General features: G+C 61.2%; 13 protein-coding genes and 1 pseudogene. 11 read left to right on the top strand and 3 right to left on the bottom strand.

Going from position 1 to position 14351, the window contains the following annotated elements; genetic code table 11:
* Positions 1–132 precede the first annotated feature (132 nt).
* From hyi to ACL0K2_RS19035, 5 genes are all read left to right on the top strand, one after another.
* A complete protein-coding gene (gene hyi / locus ACL0K2_RS19055; RefSeq protein ID WP_413043224.1) occupies positions 133–915 on the top strand; it encodes a hydroxypyruvate isomerase in 783 nt (260 codons plus the stop codon).
* Between the two features lie 36 nt (positions 916–951).
* Positions 952–1842: a 2-hydroxy-3-oxopropionate reductase gene (locus ACL0K2_RS19050; RefSeq protein WP_045161060.1), complete on the top strand. Its 891-nt coding sequence runs from the start codon at positions 952–954 to the stop codon at positions 1840–1842.
* Between the two features lie 311 nt (positions 1843–2153).
* On the top strand, positions 2154–3425 hold the full coding sequence (locus tag ACL0K2_RS19045) for a glycerate kinase (protein ID WP_413043223.1): 1272 nt from the start codon (positions 2154–2156) through the stop codon (positions 3423–3425).
* Between the two features lie 64 nt (positions 3426–3489).
* On the top strand, positions 3490–4905 hold the full coding sequence (pyk, locus tag ACL0K2_RS19040) for a pyruvate kinase (protein WP_045161058.1): 1416 nt from the start codon (positions 3490–3492) through the stop codon (positions 4903–4905).
* An 83-nt stretch (positions 4906–4988) separates the two neighbouring features.
* The gene (locus ACL0K2_RS19035) at positions 4989–5876 is read left to right on the top strand and encodes an urea transporter (RefSeq protein ID WP_045161057.1); all 888 of its coding nucleotides are present in this window, start codon (positions 4989–4991) and stop codon (positions 5874–5876) included.
* 2 nt (positions 5877–5878) lie between these two features.
* Here ACL0K2_RS19035 and ACL0K2_RS19030 read toward each other — a convergent pair whose 3' ends face one another.
* Entirely contained in the window at positions 5879–6103 is a 225-nt protein-coding gene (locus tag ACL0K2_RS19030) for a DUF2188 domain-containing protein (RefSeq protein ID WP_045161056.1), read from the bottom strand.
* Between the two features lie 285 nt (positions 6104–6388).
* Between ACL0K2_RS19030 and hmpA the strand changes: the two genes are divergently transcribed.
* From hmpA to pncB, 5 genes and pseudogenes are all read left to right on the top strand, one after another.
* Positions 6389–7567, top strand: coding sequence for an NO-inducible flavohemoprotein (gene hmpA / locus ACL0K2_RS19025; RefSeq protein ID WP_045161055.1), 1179 nt, complete (start codon positions 6389–6391; stop codon positions 7565–7567).
* Between the two features lie 61 nt (positions 7568–7628).
* Positions 7629–7862, top strand: a complete 234-nt coding sequence (locus ACL0K2_RS19020) for a hypothetical protein (protein WP_045161054.1) — start codon at positions 7629–7631, stop codon at positions 7860–7862.
* A 236-nt stretch (positions 7863–8098) separates the two neighbouring features.
* Positions 8099–8257, top strand: a pseudogene (locus tag ACL0K2_RS19015) (general stress protein); the annotation flags it as partial.
* A gap of 187 nt (positions 8258–8444) precedes the next feature.
* Positions 8445–8624 carry a hypothetical protein gene (locus tag ACL0K2_RS19010; protein WP_080890551.1) on the top strand — a complete coding sequence of 60 codons (180 nt, stop codon included), beginning with the start codon at positions 8445–8447 and terminating at the stop codon, positions 8622–8624.
* A gap of 28 nt (positions 8625–8652) precedes the next feature.
* A complete protein-coding gene (gene pncB / locus ACL0K2_RS19005) occupies positions 8653–9861 on the top strand; it encodes a nicotinate phosphoribosyltransferase (protein ID WP_413043222.1) in 1209 nt (402 codons plus the stop codon).
* Here pncB and ACL0K2_RS19000 read toward each other — a convergent pair.
* Positions 9858–11045 carry a GGDEF domain-containing protein gene (locus ACL0K2_RS19000; protein WP_045161052.1) on the bottom strand — a complete coding sequence of 396 codons (1188 nt, stop codon included), beginning with the start codon at positions 11043–11045 and terminating at the stop codon, positions 9858–9860. The two genes, pncB and ACL0K2_RS19000, sit on opposite strands and share 4 nt — an antisense overlap.
* 331 nt (positions 11046–11376) lie before the next feature.
* Here ACL0K2_RS19000 and ACL0K2_RS18995 point away from each other — a divergent pair, with 331 nt between their 5' ends.
* Positions 11377–13317 (top strand): autotransporter outer membrane beta-barrel domain-containing protein, encoded by a 1941-nt coding sequence (locus tag ACL0K2_RS18995; RefSeq protein WP_413043221.1) that lies wholly within the window; start codon positions 11377–11379, stop codon positions 13315–13317.
* 69 nt (positions 13318–13386) lie between these two features.
* Here ACL0K2_RS18995 and ACL0K2_RS18990 read toward each other — a convergent pair whose 3' ends face one another.
* Positions 13387–14319, bottom strand: a complete 933-nt coding sequence (locus tag ACL0K2_RS18990; RefSeq protein ID WP_413043220.1) for an ATPase — start codon at positions 14317–14319, stop codon at positions 13387–13389.
* Between the last annotated feature and the right edge of the window lie 32 nt (positions 14320–14351).

Here is a 14351-nt window from a genome sequence, read left to right as displayed (position 1 = left end):
CCATCCTACGAACACTTCGGTCCGTAGGGTGGATATCGCGAAGCATATCCACCGCAAACACAACACCCAGGGTGGCCACCACACCACCGCAATGCGAAACCGAATGTGATCCCTACAGATCAGGAGAAAACCATGCCCCGCTTTGCCGCCAACCTGTCGATGCTGTTCACCGAGCAGGACTTCATGGACCGCTTCGCCGCTGCCGCCCAGGCCGGCTTTTCCGGTGTCGAGTACCTGTTCCCCTATGACTTCCCTGCCGAGCAGATCAAGGCTCAGCTGGATGCCAACGGCCTGACCCAGGTGCTGTTCAACCTGCCGGCCGGCGACTGGGCCAAGGGCGACCGTGGCGTTGCTTGCGATCCAGCACGAGTCGAGGAATTCCGCGCCGGCGTCGATCAGGCCATCGCCTACGCCAAGGTGTTGGGCAATACGCAGGTCAACTGCCTGGCCGGTATCGCACCCAAGGGCGCCGATCTCGGCAAACTGGAGATGACCTTTATCGAGAACCTGCGCTACGCCGCGCAGAAGCTCGAAGCCGAAGGCATACGCCTGGTCATGGAGATGATCAACACCCGCGACATCCCGCGTTTCTTTCTCAACAACACCTCGCAGGCGCTGGAGATCCGCGACAAGGTCGGCAGCGGCAACCTGTTTCTGCAGTACGACGTCTACCACATGCAAATCATGGAAGGAGACTTGGCGCGCACCATCGAAACCAACCTGGCGGCGATCAACCACGTGCAGTTGGCCGACAACCCGGGCCGTAACGAGCCGGGTACGGGCGAAATCAACTATCGCTTCCTGTTCGAGCATCTGGATCGCATCGGCTACCAGGGCTGGGTCGGCTGCGAGTACAAGCCGGCCACCACTACCGCTGCCGGCCTCGGCTGGATGAAAGCGCACAACGCCATCTGAACTGACCGAACACGAGAAGATTGAAGGAGAACACTCATGGCTAAGATTGGATTTATCGGCACCGGCATCATGGGCCTGCCCATGGCTCAGAACCTGCAAAAAGCTGGGCACAGCCTCTTTCTGTCCGAACACCACGACTCGGCACCTGCCGCGCTGGTCGAAGCGGGCGCCGTCGCCCTGGCGAACCCGAAGGAAGTCGCCCAGGAAGCCGAGTACATCATCATCATGGTTCCGGACACGCCACAGGTCGAAGACGTGCTGTTCCGCGAGAATGGTGTCGCCGAAGGCGTCGGCCCGAACAAGTTGGTGATCGACATGAGCTCGATCTCTCCCAGCGCCACCAAGCAGTTCGCCGAGAAGATCAACGCCACTGGCGCCCGCTACCTGGACGCCCCGGTATCCGGCGGTGAAGTCGGCGCCAAGGCCGCGACCTTGTCGATCATGGTCGGCGGCAGCGAGGAGAGCTTCGCTCGCGCCCTGCCGCTGTTCCAGGCGATGGGCAAGAACATCACCCTGGTCGGTGAAAACGGTGACGGCCAGACGGCCAAAGTCGCCAACCAGATCATCGTCGCGCTGAACATCCAGGCGGTCGCCGAAGCTTTGCTGTTCGCGGCGAAGAACGGTGCCGATCCGGCCCGTGTCCGCGAGGCATTGATGGGTGGTTTTGCCAGCTCGAAGATTCTCGAAGTGCACGGCGAGCGTATGGTCAAGGGCACCTTCGATCCGGGCTTCCGCATCAGCCTGCACCAGAAGGATCTGAATCTCGCCCTGGCCGGCGCCCGCGAGCTGGGCCTGAACCTGCCCAACACCGCCAACGCTCAGCAAGTGTTCAGCACCTGTGCGGCGATCGGTGGCAGCGGCTGGGACCACTCGGCCTTGATCAAAGGCCTGGAACACATGGCCAACTTCTCGATCCGCAAGCAGTGATCGGGAAGCAACCGAGTTGAGTTGAGCCGCGTCATTCAGCGTTGGACCCAGACAGCAACGCTGAATGGCGCTGCGCTCAACGCCACTCAAAAGCGAAGTCGGTTGCCGTACTTGGAATCACGTCCCCACGACGCAACAAACCCTGTTCAGCACCTGCTTTGCTTGCCGCCTCCGGGCGGCGCCCCTTTCGACCCGCCCGGCAGAAGGAGTCACGGCCCGACTGCCGGGTAGGTCGATTCCAGACCTTAGCGCTTGCATTGTCGAGCACTAAGGTCTGGAATCGGCTCCAGACCCATTAGAAGGAGCAGTACATGAGCCTCGACCCACAAGCCCTGCTGCGCGAGCTGTTCACCGCCGCCATCGACGCCGCCCACCCACGCCAGGTACTGGCCGATCACCTGCCGGCCGATCGCAGCGGACGTGCCATCGTCATTGGCGCTGGCAAGGCAGCGGCCGCCATGGCCGAAGCCATCGAAGCGGTATGGGAAGGCGAACTCTCCGGGCTGGTGGTGACGCGGTATGGCCACGGTGCCGATTGCCGCAAGATTGAAGTGGTCGAGGCCGCCCACCCGGTGCCGGACGATGCCGGCGAGCGCGTCGCCCGCCGCGTGCTGGACATGGTCAGCAATCTCGAGGAAAGCGACCGGGTGATTTTCCTGCTCTCCGGCGGCGGCTCCTCGCTGCTGGCACTGCCCGCCGAAGGCATCAGCCTGGCCGACAAGCAGGCGATCAACAAGGCGCTATTGCGCTCCGGTGCCCATATCGGCGAGATGAACTGCGTGCGCAAGCACCTCTCGGCGATCAAAGGCGGTCGTCTGGCCAAGGCCTGCTGGCCGGCGAGTGTCTATACCTATGCGATTTCCGATGTGCCGGGCGATGAAGCGACGGTGATCGCCTCCGGTCCCACAGTGGCGGACCCGACCACCTCGGCCGAAGCGCTGGCGATCCTGACACGCTACGACATCGAGATTCCGGCGAATGTTCGTGCCTGGCTGGAAGACCCACGCTCCGAAACCGTCAAGCCCAACGATCCCTGCCTGTCGCGCAGCCACTTCCAGCTGATCGCCAAGCCGCAGCAGTCTCTCGACGCCGCGGCCGAGAAGGCTCGCGCCGCCGGCATCCCCCCCCTGATCCTCGGCGACCTGGAAGGCGAATCGCGTGAAGTGGCCAAGGTTCACGGCGGCATCGCCCGCCAGGTGGTGCTGCACGGCCAGCCGATCGCCCCGCCCTGCGTGATCCTCTCCGGCGGGGAAACCACCGTGACGGTACGCGGCAACGGTCGCGGTGGACGCAACGCCGAATTCCTCCTGAGCCTGACGGAAAACCTGCAGGGCCTGCCCGGCGTGTACGCGCTGGCCGGTGACACCGACGGCATCGACGGCTCGGAAGACAACGCCGGCGCGCTGATGACACCAGACAGCTACGCACGCGCCGAAGCCCTGGGTCTCAGCGCCGCGGACGAACTGGCCAACAACAATGGCTACGGTTATTTCCAGGCGCTCGACGCCCTGCTGGTGACCGGCCCGACCCGCACCAACGTCAACGATTTCCGCGCCATCCTTATCCTGCAGTCGCCCCGCTAGCGGGCGGCTGCTACGCACGTCTGTTACACGCGTTTCATAAAAACAACTGCCGATAGAGCCTGCCATGACACCCGACAAGAAGGTCAAGATCCTCGCCACCCTGGGCCCTGCCACCCGCAGCATCGATGACGTGCGCGAGCTGGTGGAGAACGGGGTCAACCTGTTCCGTCTCAATTTCAGTCATGGCGAGCACGCCGACCATGCCGAGCGCTTCGCCTGGATTCGCGAGGTGGAGCGCCAGCTGAATCAGCCGATCGGCATCCTCATGGACCTGCAAGGCCCAAAGCTGCGCGTCGGCCGCTTCGCCGAAGGCAAGATACAGCTGACCCGCGGCCAGACGCTGCGCCTGGACCTCGACCCGACACCGGGTGACCGCACGCGGGTCAACCTGCCACACCCGGAAATCATCGATGCGCTGCAGCCAGGCATGAGCCTGCTGGTGGACGATGGCCGCCTGCGCCTGACGGTAGTTTCCAAGCACGCCGATGCCATCGACACACGAGTGATCGCCGGTGGCGAGCTGTCCGACCGCAAGGGCGTCAACGTGCCCGAAGCGGTACTGGAACTCAGCCCGCTGACCGAGAAGGATCGGCGCGATCTGGCCTTCGGCCTGGATCTGGGTGTCGACTGGGTAGCGCTGTCGTTCGTCCAACGTCCACAGGACATTCACGAAGCCCGCGAGCTGATCGGTGGCCGCGCCTTCCTCATGGCCAAGATCGAGAAGCCCTCGGCGGTGCAGCATCTGCGCGAAATTGCCCGCCTGAGCGACGCGATCATGGTGGCGCGCGGTGACCTGGGAGTCGAAGTACCGGCGGAAAATGTTCCTCGCATCCAGAAAAACATCGTCCGCACCTGCCGTCAGTTGGGCCGTCCGGTGGTGGTCGCTACACAGATGCTGGAGTCAATGCGCTTCTCTCCCGCCCCAACCCGAGCCGAAGTGACGGACGTCGCCAACGCCGTGGCTGAAGGTGCCGACGCGGTGATGCTCTCGGCCGAAACCGCATCCGGCGATTACCCACTCGAAGCGGTGAGCATGATGAGCAAGATCATCCGCCAGGTGGAGAGCGGTCCTGACTTCCAGGCCCAGCTCGACGTGCATCGGCCCAACGCCGAAGCCACGCTGCCGGATGCCATCAGCTGCGCCATCCGCCGTATCAGCGGCATCCTGCCGGTCGCGGTGCTGGTGAACTACACCGAGTCCGGCCGTTCGAGCCTGCGCGCCTCGCGCGAACGGCCGAGCACACCGATTCTCAGCCTGACGCCCAACGTGGCGACCGCACGCAAACTGACCGTGGCCTGGGGGGTCTATTCGGTAATCGATGCACCGATGCACGACATGGAGCACGTCTGCCTGAACGCCTTGGATATCGCTCGCGCACAGGGCATGGCCGGCACCGGCGACACCGTGGTGATCACCGCAGGCGTGCCCCTGGGGCAGCCGGGCACGACCAATTCTCTGCGAATCGAGACACTCAACTAACCGGTGCCCTCGCCTGCATCTGCCATGCAGGCGAGGCGCCAGCTGCCGCCCCAATCGCCCGCTTCGCGTATAGATATCCCACCATGCGCCGCATCCACCTGCCGCCTGCATTACATGCGCTGCTCAACGGCGTCAGCCAGATTTTTCTGCAGGCGAATCCGGTCTGCGGGTTGATGATCCTTGTCACTATCAGCCTGTACGCGCCTTCGCTGCTGCCCGGCGGCCTGCTCGGCCTGATCAGCGGAACCCTTACCGCCCGATGCCTGGCTTATGAACGCCAGGATATCGAGAGTGGCCTCTACGGCTACAACTCGACATTGCTGGGACTGCTGATCACCCTTGTGCTGGGACCGTCGGCACCCGCACTGCTACTGGTGGCCCTGGCCGGGGCGCTCTCCAGTCTGTTGCAGCGGCGCTTGCTGCAAACCATGCGCGAACGTGGAGGGCCAGCAGTGTTCACTCTGGCTTTCGTACTTTTCGGCTGGTTGGCCTTGGCCGGGGCCGGCATGCTCGGCTCGGTCGCCGACGCTCGAGCGCACGAATCCGGCTTGGATGGTTTGGTTGCCATAGGCGCCATGGCGAGCGGCATGGGTCAGGTGATGTTTCTCGGTGAGCCCGCGGCGGGGCTTTGCCTGCTACTGGCCGTATTGATCGCCGATCGACGCGCCGGGCTGTGGGCCTTATGTGGCTCGGCCGTCGGGGTATATGCCGCGTTGCTGACTGGCATAACGGAATCGCAGGCGTTGGCCGGCTTGGCCGGCTATAACCCGGCGCTGGCAGCTCTGGCGCTGAGCCAGATGCACCGATCTGCGCTGATGCCAGCGCTGGGCATCGCGCTGGCCATAGGCTCCAAGCTGGTTTTCGATCAGCTGGGCCTGCCCGCGCTGACCATGCCTTTCATTCTCTCGTGCTGGACTGTGGCACTGGGCGTGCGGCTGGCCCAGCACCGACTCGATATACGACTCGCCTGATTTCAACCCTTGGTCGCGCGAGGATCCTGGTCGCGGGGGTAGGTCCGCTCCTCTTCGATCTGGCCATCCTGAGTATGGATTTTCACCGAGGCGGTACGCAGCTTCATGTAGTCGCGGGTCTCGTTGATGATGTCTTCCTTGGTCGTGGCCTCGAGTAGCGCTCGCTTGTCTCCTTCCTCGCGCAGTACCCAGCGGTCGCCGTCGTGCATGATGTGGTAATTCTCCATACTTGCCTCCATAAGCCTGCTAATAGTCATTGCTATAGAACACCAGCGCGGCATAGCGGTTCGGTCAATGACTCGGGGCAAGAAAAAAATGGTAGTTATGACCGATAAGGGTTCCGCGAACCCTCTTAATAGGGGTTTAAATCACCCCTCCGCTGCGCAAGCCCTTGATTCTGGTCAATTCCAAGCTGGAACGGTTATTGAAAGAGATAGGGCAACCTGTCCGTGCAGCGCTTGATTGCGCACCGTACATCAGAGACAGGCGTCCCAATCATCTGGAGCCTATCCATGCTTTGCGCTGAACAACGTGCCCTGATCAAAGCCACCGTCCCGCTGCTGGAAACCGGTGGTGAAGCGCTGACCAATCACTTCTACAAATTAATGCTGGCCGAACACCCCGAAGTACGTCCCTTGTTCAACCAGGCACACCAGGCCAGCGGCGACCAGCCCCGTGCCTTGGCCAATGGCGTGCTGATGTACGCCAAGCATATCGATCGTCTGGACCAGCTCGGCGGGTTGGTTTCCCAGGTCGTCAACAAGCATGTCGCTCTGCAAGTACTGCCGGAGCACTACCCCATTGTCGGTTCATGTCTGCTGCGCGCGATTCGCGAAGTGCTCGGCAAAGCGATAGCCACCGACGAGGTGATCGATGCCTGGGCCGCCGCCTATGGCCAGCTAGCCGACATTCTCATCGGCACTGAAGAACAGCTGTACAGCGCCACGGCCGATGCCCCCGGCGGCTGGCGCGGCGCGCGACGCTTCCGACTCGCCCGCAAAGTGGCCGAGAGCGCAGAGATCGTCTCGCTCTACCTGGAACCGGAAGATGGCGGTGCAGTGGTCAGGCACAAGCCCGGGCAATACATCGGCCTGCGCCTTCAAGTGGATGGTCAGGAGATTCGCCGCAACTATTCGCTGTCTGCCGCTAGCAACGGCCGCGACTACCGCATCAGCGTCAAGCGCGAGCCAGGCGGAGTGGCGTCCAATGCCTTGCATCGCATGGAAGAAGGCCAAAGCCTCGAGCTGTTTGCACCCGCTGGCGAGTTCACGCTGCAGCCCAGCGACAAGCCCCTTGTGCTCATCAGTGGCGGTGTAGGGATTACCCCGACGCTGGCAATGCTCGAGGAAGCCGTCGCCACCGAACGACCGATCCACTTCATCCATTGCACTCGCAATGCCGACAGCCACGCGTTCCGCCAGACGATCGACGCACTGGCCGAGCGGCATGGGCATCTCAAGCGCTTCTACTGCTATGACGAACATCAGGGCGAGGACAACCAGCCGGACGCTGTTGGTCTGATGACTGAGGAACGGCTGGATGCCTGGCTGCCTGCCGACCGCGATCTGGACGCCTATTTCCTCGGTCCAAAACCCTTCATGGCGGCGATTCGCCGGCAGTTGCGGACGCTGGGAGTACCGGAGCAGCAGACCCGCTACGAGTTTTTCGGCCCGGCTTCGGCGCTGGAGTGAGTTCGGGAGGGTCAGCCTGCCGCTGCCCCTCAAATCAGCCCATCGTCATGAGGGAATTCCGATGACCCTGCAACCCTTTGATCCGCATCGCCTGCTCGTTATCGCCAATCTCTGCATGACGATCGGCCTGGTATTGCTTCTGTCCGGCGTCGCTGGTGCGTACATGTTCGACCGCCATCTGCCGCTCGGTGCCGTGGTTGCCTGCCATGCGCTGGTGATTCTCGGTCCCACCGCGCTCAAGATCGGCTATGTGATGCGCTTGCTCGCGCAGCGTCAACTGATACTGGCGGCGTGAAATCAATGTGGCAGCAAGTTCGATGTAACTTGCTGTACTAATAGCATTGCCGTTTCGCTTAACTTTGCACTCGACATAGTTCCAACTAGCCACGATAACCATTCGTCTGCCGTTTGTTCGCCAATGGAAACTCCTGAGACGAAACCGAGCTCTGAAACCATGAAGGCCGATGAGTTTATCGACCCTTTAGCGTCTGTATCCATTGAGGAGAAAAAGACATGCCAAACAAGAACCCCGGCAACTTTGCCAACGATCGCGAAAAAGCCTCGGAAGCTGGCAAGAAAGGTGGCCACAACAGTGGCGGCAACTTTGCCAACGACCGGGAAAAGGCCTCGGAAGCAGGCCGTAAAGGTGGACAGAACAGCCACGGCGGTGGACGCAACAGCAATAGCTGATTTGTCTCGCCATAAAAAGGCAAAGGTTAAACCCTTTGCCTTTTTTGTTTAAAACGTTTTCTTTTTAACTATTAAGTAAAAGTTAGCCGCGTGCTGTATTGCGACAATAAACCGACACACAGAGTACGACCCGATCACTACTTAGCATGAGAGTTAAATATAGACATTTCCGTGGGGAACCATAGGCATGGACGATGAAGAAAACGGAGCAGTGCCAACCAACCCTGGTGATCAAGCAGCGCCAGGCACGCCCGGTACCGGCGAAAATATTTGCCCTGCATGCAACGGCAGTGGTCGTGATGAGCCCGGGGAATGCCAAAACTGCGGCGGCACCGGTAAGGTGATCGAAGGTATCGGAGGAGCCTGATACCAACCCGCCGTCCTGGAGCAGCCCCATGAGCGTCAGCATTTTTTCCGACCGTATCGTCCAGAGCCTACTGGACACCGACTACTACAAGCTGACGATGATGCAGGCGGTGCTGCACCATTACCCCAATGCCGAAGTGGAATGGGCCTTCCGTAGCCGCTCTGAAGAAGATCTGGCGCCCTATCTGGACGACATCCGACAGCAAATAGAAGCGCTCGCCGAGCTTACATTCAGCCAGGACGAGCTCGCCTTCCTCGATGCGATTCCCTACATACAGCCGGATTTCATTCGCTTTCTCGGGCTGTTTCGCTTCGATCTGCGCTATGTGAGGGTCGAGCTCGAAGCCGGCGAACTGGTGGTTTACCTGCGCGGACCCTGGCTTCACGTAATTTTGTTCGAGGTCCCGCTGCTGGCCATCATCAGCGAGGTGCGCAATCGGACACGCTATCGGCACGTTACCCTCGAACAAGCCGAAGCACGGCTAGATGAAAAATTCCAATGGTTGCGCGACGAAGCCACCCCTGAAGAGCTGGCAGGATTCAAGCTCGCCGACTTCGGTACCCGCCGACGCTTTTCCTTTGCGGTGCAGGCGATGGTCGTCGAACGGCTGAGAGAAGGCTTCCCCGGTCATTTCGTTGGCACCAGCAACGTCCATCTGGCCCGAATACTCGATCTCAAACCGATGGGCACCATGGCGCATGAATGGATCATGGCGCACCAGCAACTGGGGCCCAGGCTTATCGACAGCCAGAGCGCGGCGCTGGATTGCTGGGCTCGCGAATATCGCGGCGCGCTGGGCATCGCCATTACCGATTGCATCACCATGGACGCCTTCACCGCCGACTTCGATCTGTATCTGGCGAAGCTGTTCGACGGACTACGCCACGATTCGGGAGACCCCATCGAGTGGGCGGAAAAGGCCATCGCCCATTACCAACGCCTCGGCATCGACCCGATGACCCGACAGCTGGTGTTTTCCGATGGTCTCGATATTCCCAAGGCCCTTGGCATCTATCGCGCACTCGCCGGGCGCAGCAAGACCAGTTTCGGCATCGGCACCCAGCTGACCTGCGACATACCGGGCGTCGAACCGACCAACATGGTAATCAAGATGACCAGCTGCAACGGCCAGCCGGTGGCAAAGATCTCCGACTCTCCGGGCAAAACCATGTGCCGCGACGAGGCCTTCGTCTCTTACCTCAAGCATGTGTTCTCGGTAGACCAGCGCTCACCCTAAGAAAACGGCAACTCGGATTCATCCACGCCATCCGTCCCGGAGCAGAGCCGGTTGCGGCCTGTGGTTTTCGCTCGGTACATCCGCTTGTCGGCGATGTCGAGCAGCTCTCGGGCACTTTCGGCGAAATCGACGCAGCGCTCGGCCAGGCCAATACTGGCCGTCAGGGCATTGCCGTCAGGCCGCATTCCGAGACCGTTGCGAACCATGCGAACGAGCGCTAGGCGAGCGTGTTCCAGATCGGTGTCAGGCATGATCACAACGAACTCTTCACCGCCCCAACGCAGCAAGGTGTCGGTGCTGCGCAGGCTGGCCAGCATGTGTTGGGTGCAGTCACGCAGCATGAGATCCCCGGCTTCGTGACCAAAGGTGTCGTTGATCGACTTGAAATGGTCGAGATCGATGAAGGCAACGGCAAGACCGGTGTCGTGGCGTCGCGCGGTATCCCATTGCAGCTGGAGGATCTCCTGCCCGCTACCACGGGAGAAGACGCCGGTGAGCGGATCACGAATCGCCTGACGTACCAGCGCGACCATGAACGCCAGTTGACTGAGGCTGGCGAGTGCCGTGACCGCAGCGATCAAGATCAGCAACCAGAAGCCGCCGGCGAAGGAAGGCCAGTTCAGTGTCGCCCACGATAGATAACCGGCCAACGCGTGCGCCAGGAGCAAGACGCAAGCCATGACAACATTCTCCACCAGGGTGAGCGGAAATATCGCCAGCCCAGCCATCAGCACGAAAGGTAGAAAGGCATAGCCTGTCGCCACCACCGCGGATAGCTGCGTGAGCTGATAGCCGCCAAGCAGTGTATGCGAAGCGATATAGAACGCAGTGGGGATGGCGAACAGCAGCGCCAAGGCGCGGTAGGCATCGAACAGATTACCGCTGGGTCGATAGAACAGCAGCAGGCACGCGAAGGCCGCACAGGCGAGCAGGCGGAACGTTGCCAGACCGAGCCACAACGGGTAGCTGAAGACCATCAGATCGATGATTCCCCACACCGGCGTCAAGACGGCGAAGAGGAACGCAAAGAGCCTGACGCGGTTGACGATCAGAGTCGCGCGACGCTGGGTCAGCAGCATCGAGTGGCGGTGAGGAACGATCAGTTTCATGAACTCGTCGGGCTTGAGCTCACCGGGCAGCAAGGACGCCAGGCGGCTCGACAACAAGTCGATCAAGGACGGCATTTCAGAATCACCGAATGGAGGTTGTTAAGGCCAGCCACGCCTGGGCATTAGCCGTCGGCAATGATATCACTTCGATATCACCGTGCGCGGCCCGGGTTGCTCACCCAGTTAACGGCCGACATCGCCAATACCAGAGAGCGGACTATGAAGTTCTATCCGCACAAGCCCAACCAATCGCGGACGCAGAGCCCAGTACTCCTTAAGAGGGACAAGGCCGCTGCGAAAAAAATGACGCTTTAGAGCGCTTATGTCGAATAACTGTCGGGATTAGTTTGGGTTACGGAGCTATAAGCCTCCCGACTGCCAATAAAAATAACTAGGAGTTGCCTCCGTGCAGAACACCCTCAAACCCCTTGCTCTCGCTATTTTGCTGGCCGGGACGTCCATTGCAGCCCAGGCGCAAACCAGCCCGTACAGCCAGTTCGTCAATTTTGGGGACTCCCTCAGCGACGCTGGCAACTTCCCAGATGCAGGTAGCCCGCTGCTGGGCGGAAATCCGACAGGCGGTCTGCGTTTCACCAACCGCACCGGCCCCGATTACACGGCAGACAACAGCGAATATGCCGGCCGGGTTGCTACTCAGCTACTCGCCAACCGCCTGGGTCTGCAGTCCTTGCCATCGACGCCGTTGCTGCCCGCCCTTCTGACCGGTAACCCGGACGGTACCAACTATGCGGTAGGGGGTTACCGTTCGGATCAGATTCTCGATTCGCTTGTCGGCTTCTCGACAGTTGCCGCTGCTGGGCTGCCTCCTCGCCGCCGCCTGGGCTATCTGGTGGACAATCCGCAGGTCGACCCGAACGGGCTGTACTACCTCAATGGCGGCGCCAACGACATTTTCCAACTGGTCCAGAATGGCTATCCGGTCACGATGGCACAGGCAGCCGCCAACATGGTAGCCGCCGTCGGCGCCCTACAGGCTGCCGGCGCCCGTTATATCGTCATCTCCGACCTTCCAGATGTCGGCAATACACCGCTGGGTAACAGCCTGCCGGGCTTGGGCAGCCTGCTGAACGGCCTGAGCGACAGCTTCAATGCCGAACTCGCGGCCGGGCTTCAGGCTCAAAGTGGCAACTACGTGCTGCTGAACAACCGCCTGCTGCTCTCGGAAGTGAGGGCCGACCTCGCCCGTTTCGGCTTTGATGCGACGATCGATCAGACCGCAGTCTGCTTCAGTGGCGACGGCTGCGCGAGCGACCCGACCTACGGTCTTACGGACCCGGTCAACAACACCAACCTCAACGCCGACCCGAGCCGCCTGCTGTTCAACGATGGCGTGCATCCGACCACCGCGGTTCACCAGATCGGCGCCGACTACATCTATTCGATTCTGTCCGCGCCTGCAGAGGTGTCGCTGCTGCCGGAAATGGGCCGCTCGGCTTTACGCAATCACCTGCAAATGCTGGATAACGAACTGGCTGCGCAACGCGGTAACTGGCAATCGATCGGGTCGTGGCGCACCTTCGTCCAGGGCGGTTACAACCGGCCGGAGTACGACGGTTTTGGCGGCGGAGACGGCGACAGCCCGACCCTGGCAGTCGGCGTGACCAACCGGGTCAACGACAGCTGGCTGGCGGGGCTCAGCCTGGGGCTGGCGCAAAACACGCTAAACCTCGGCGAAGACGATTCGGATTACGCCATGCGCAGCTATCTGGCCAGTGCATTCGCCGGCTATCAGCAGGACCGATTCTTCGCGGATTTCAACGTCAGCGCCGGATATCTGGATTACGACGACCTGAAGCGCACCTTTGTCTTGGGGATAGCGGAACGTTCCGAGAAAGGCAGTACCGAAGGCGTGCTCTGGGGCGCGTCGGCCAAGACCGGCTTCAATCTAATGCACATCGGCGATCCGCTGCAGTTCGGTCCATTTGTCGGCGCCAGCTATCAGAAAGTCGAAGTGGATGGTTACAGCGAGAAAGGCGCCAGCTCGACGGCCCTGAGTTACGAGGACCAGGAGCTCGAGTCGCTGCGCCTATCGGTCGGCCTGTTCGGCAATTATGCCCTCACGCAGCGCACCCGCGTGTTTGCCGAAGTGGCCCGCGAAGTGGAACGAAAAGATGACGAGCGTGAAGACTTGCGCATGTCGCTGAACAGCGTGGAGAACAACAGCTTCGAGCTGCCAGGTGCCACGCCCACCGGCAGTCAGACTCGCTTCACTGTGGGCGTCGCCCACCAGTTGACGACGGGGCTGAGTCTGCGCGCCAATTACAACTACCAGGGCAATGACAACCGCAACCAGGGAATCGGCGTGTCACTGGCGCTGGATCTGTAAACCGTTACTCCTCGTTGGCTGATTTGCCCGGCCGCTGCTCATGCACAGCGGCTTTTTTTTTGCCTCACGTTAGCGCTGGTCGATCTGCTGCTGCAGGTTGGCGATCTGGCCTTGCAAGCCATTGATGGTGCGGGTCACCTGAGCGCGGAACGAATCGAACTCCGACGTATTGACACCAGGCTTGGCTGCCGGCCGGTTATCCAGTTCGCTGCGCAGAACCAGCACATCCTGCTCGAGCCGGCTGATGGCCTGGCTGTCGCCGCCTTGCTGCTTCAGCGCGGCGATATCCTTGCTCAGCCCGTCGACCCGAGCGGGAAGCTTCTCCAACCCACCGACTTGGGCGGATAGCGTGCTCAAGCCATCCACCGAACCTTTCAGCCTCGCTACCGACGACTTGAGCGCCGCCTGCTCACTGGCGAGGCTCTTGATGGTTTCGGTTAGCGTTGCGGTGGTGGATTGATGGCCGCGCACGTCAGTGGCGACACGTTCGATGCGTATCCCCTGCTCGTCCAGGCGTTGATCCTGATTGCTCTGTTTGCCGGTCAGGCTCTGCTGCTGGGTAGTGATCGCTCGCTGCTGCTCAGCCAGATCCAGTGCCTGCTTTTCCAGCTGCTTGATCCGCAGTTTTAAAGCCTCGCCTTCGGTGGTGACGTTGGATTCCGTCGCAACGATCTTCCCAGAAATATCTTGCAGCCGGCCGGTGGCGTCTTCACTGATACGCGCAAAGCTTTCCTGGGTGGCTACCAGCTGCGCCTCGAGCCTGGAGACCTGCTGCTGGTTCCACCAGCCCAGCGCTACCAGCGAGGCGAACAGCGCGACGATCATGATCCACAGCGGAGCGGTGCTGACCGCACGACGCTTTTGCCTTGGCCGCGTGTCGTCCGGGTCGCGCTCAACGGGCTTGCTGATCGGCTCGAACTCCGGCGCAGGATAGGGGTTGCGGTCACGGCCGGCGGTCAGGCTGGGTACGTGGTCCAGTTCATCGTGAGCATCGTTGCGCATGGAGTACCTTTAAGTGGCGCGAAGCGAGAAAC

Source organism: Pseudomonas sp. YJ42, from assembly GCF_047225135.1.
Lineage (GTDB): Bacteria > Pseudomonadota > Gammaproteobacteria > Pseudomonadales > Pseudomonadaceae > Stutzerimonas > Stutzerimonas stutzeri_E.
The sequence above is the reverse complement of the archived record's forward strand: the minus strand, read 5'-3'. Positions and strand labels throughout refer to the sequence as shown.

What these genes read in the sequence shown, in the direction of transcription:
- hyi (WP_413043224.1), top strand. Translation starts at nt 133, where the DNA reads ATGCCCCGCTTTGCCGCCAACCTGTCGATGCTGTTCACCGAGCAGGAC.
- ACL0K2_RS19050 (WP_045161060.1), top strand. Translation starts at nt 952, where the DNA reads ATGGCTAAGATTGGATTTATCGGCACCGGCATCATGGGCCTGCCCATG.
- ACL0K2_RS19045 (WP_413043223.1), top strand. Translation starts at nt 2,154, where the DNA reads ATGAGCCTCGACCCACAAGCCCTGCTGCGCGAGCTGTTCACCGCCGCC.
- pyk (WP_045161058.1), top strand. Translation starts at nt 3,490, where the DNA reads ATGACACCCGACAAGAAGGTCAAGATCCTCGCCACCCTGGGCCCTGCC.
- ACL0K2_RS19035 (WP_045161057.1), top strand. Translation starts at nt 4,989, where the DNA reads ATGCGCCGCATCCACCTGCCGCCTGCATTACATGCGCTGCTCAACGGC.
- ACL0K2_RS19030 (WP_045161056.1), bottom strand. Translation starts at nt 6,103, where the DNA reads ATGGAGAATTACCACATCATGCACGACGGCGACCGCTGGGTACTGCGC.
- hmpA (WP_045161055.1), top strand. Translation starts at nt 6,389, where the DNA reads ATGCTTTGCGCTGAACAACGTGCCCTGATCAAAGCCACCGTCCCGCTG.
- ACL0K2_RS19020 (WP_045161054.1), top strand. Translation starts at nt 7,629, where the DNA reads ATGACCCTGCAACCCTTTGATCCGCATCGCCTGCTCGTTATCGCCAAT.
- ACL0K2_RS19010 (WP_080890551.1), top strand. Translation starts at nt 8,445, where the DNA reads ATGGACGATGAAGAAAACGGAGCAGTGCCAACCAACCCTGGTGATCAA.
- pncB (WP_413043222.1), top strand. Translation starts at nt 8,653, where the DNA reads ATGAGCGTCAGCATTTTTTCCGACCGTATCGTCCAGAGCCTACTGGAC.
- ACL0K2_RS19000 (WP_045161052.1), bottom strand. Translation starts at nt 11,045, where the DNA reads ATGCCGTCCTTGATCGACTTGTTGTCGAGCCGCCTGGCGTCCTTGCTG.
- ACL0K2_RS18990 (WP_413043220.1), bottom strand. Translation starts at nt 14,319, where the DNA reads ATGCGCAACGATGCTCACGATGAACTGGACCACGTACCCAGCCTGACC.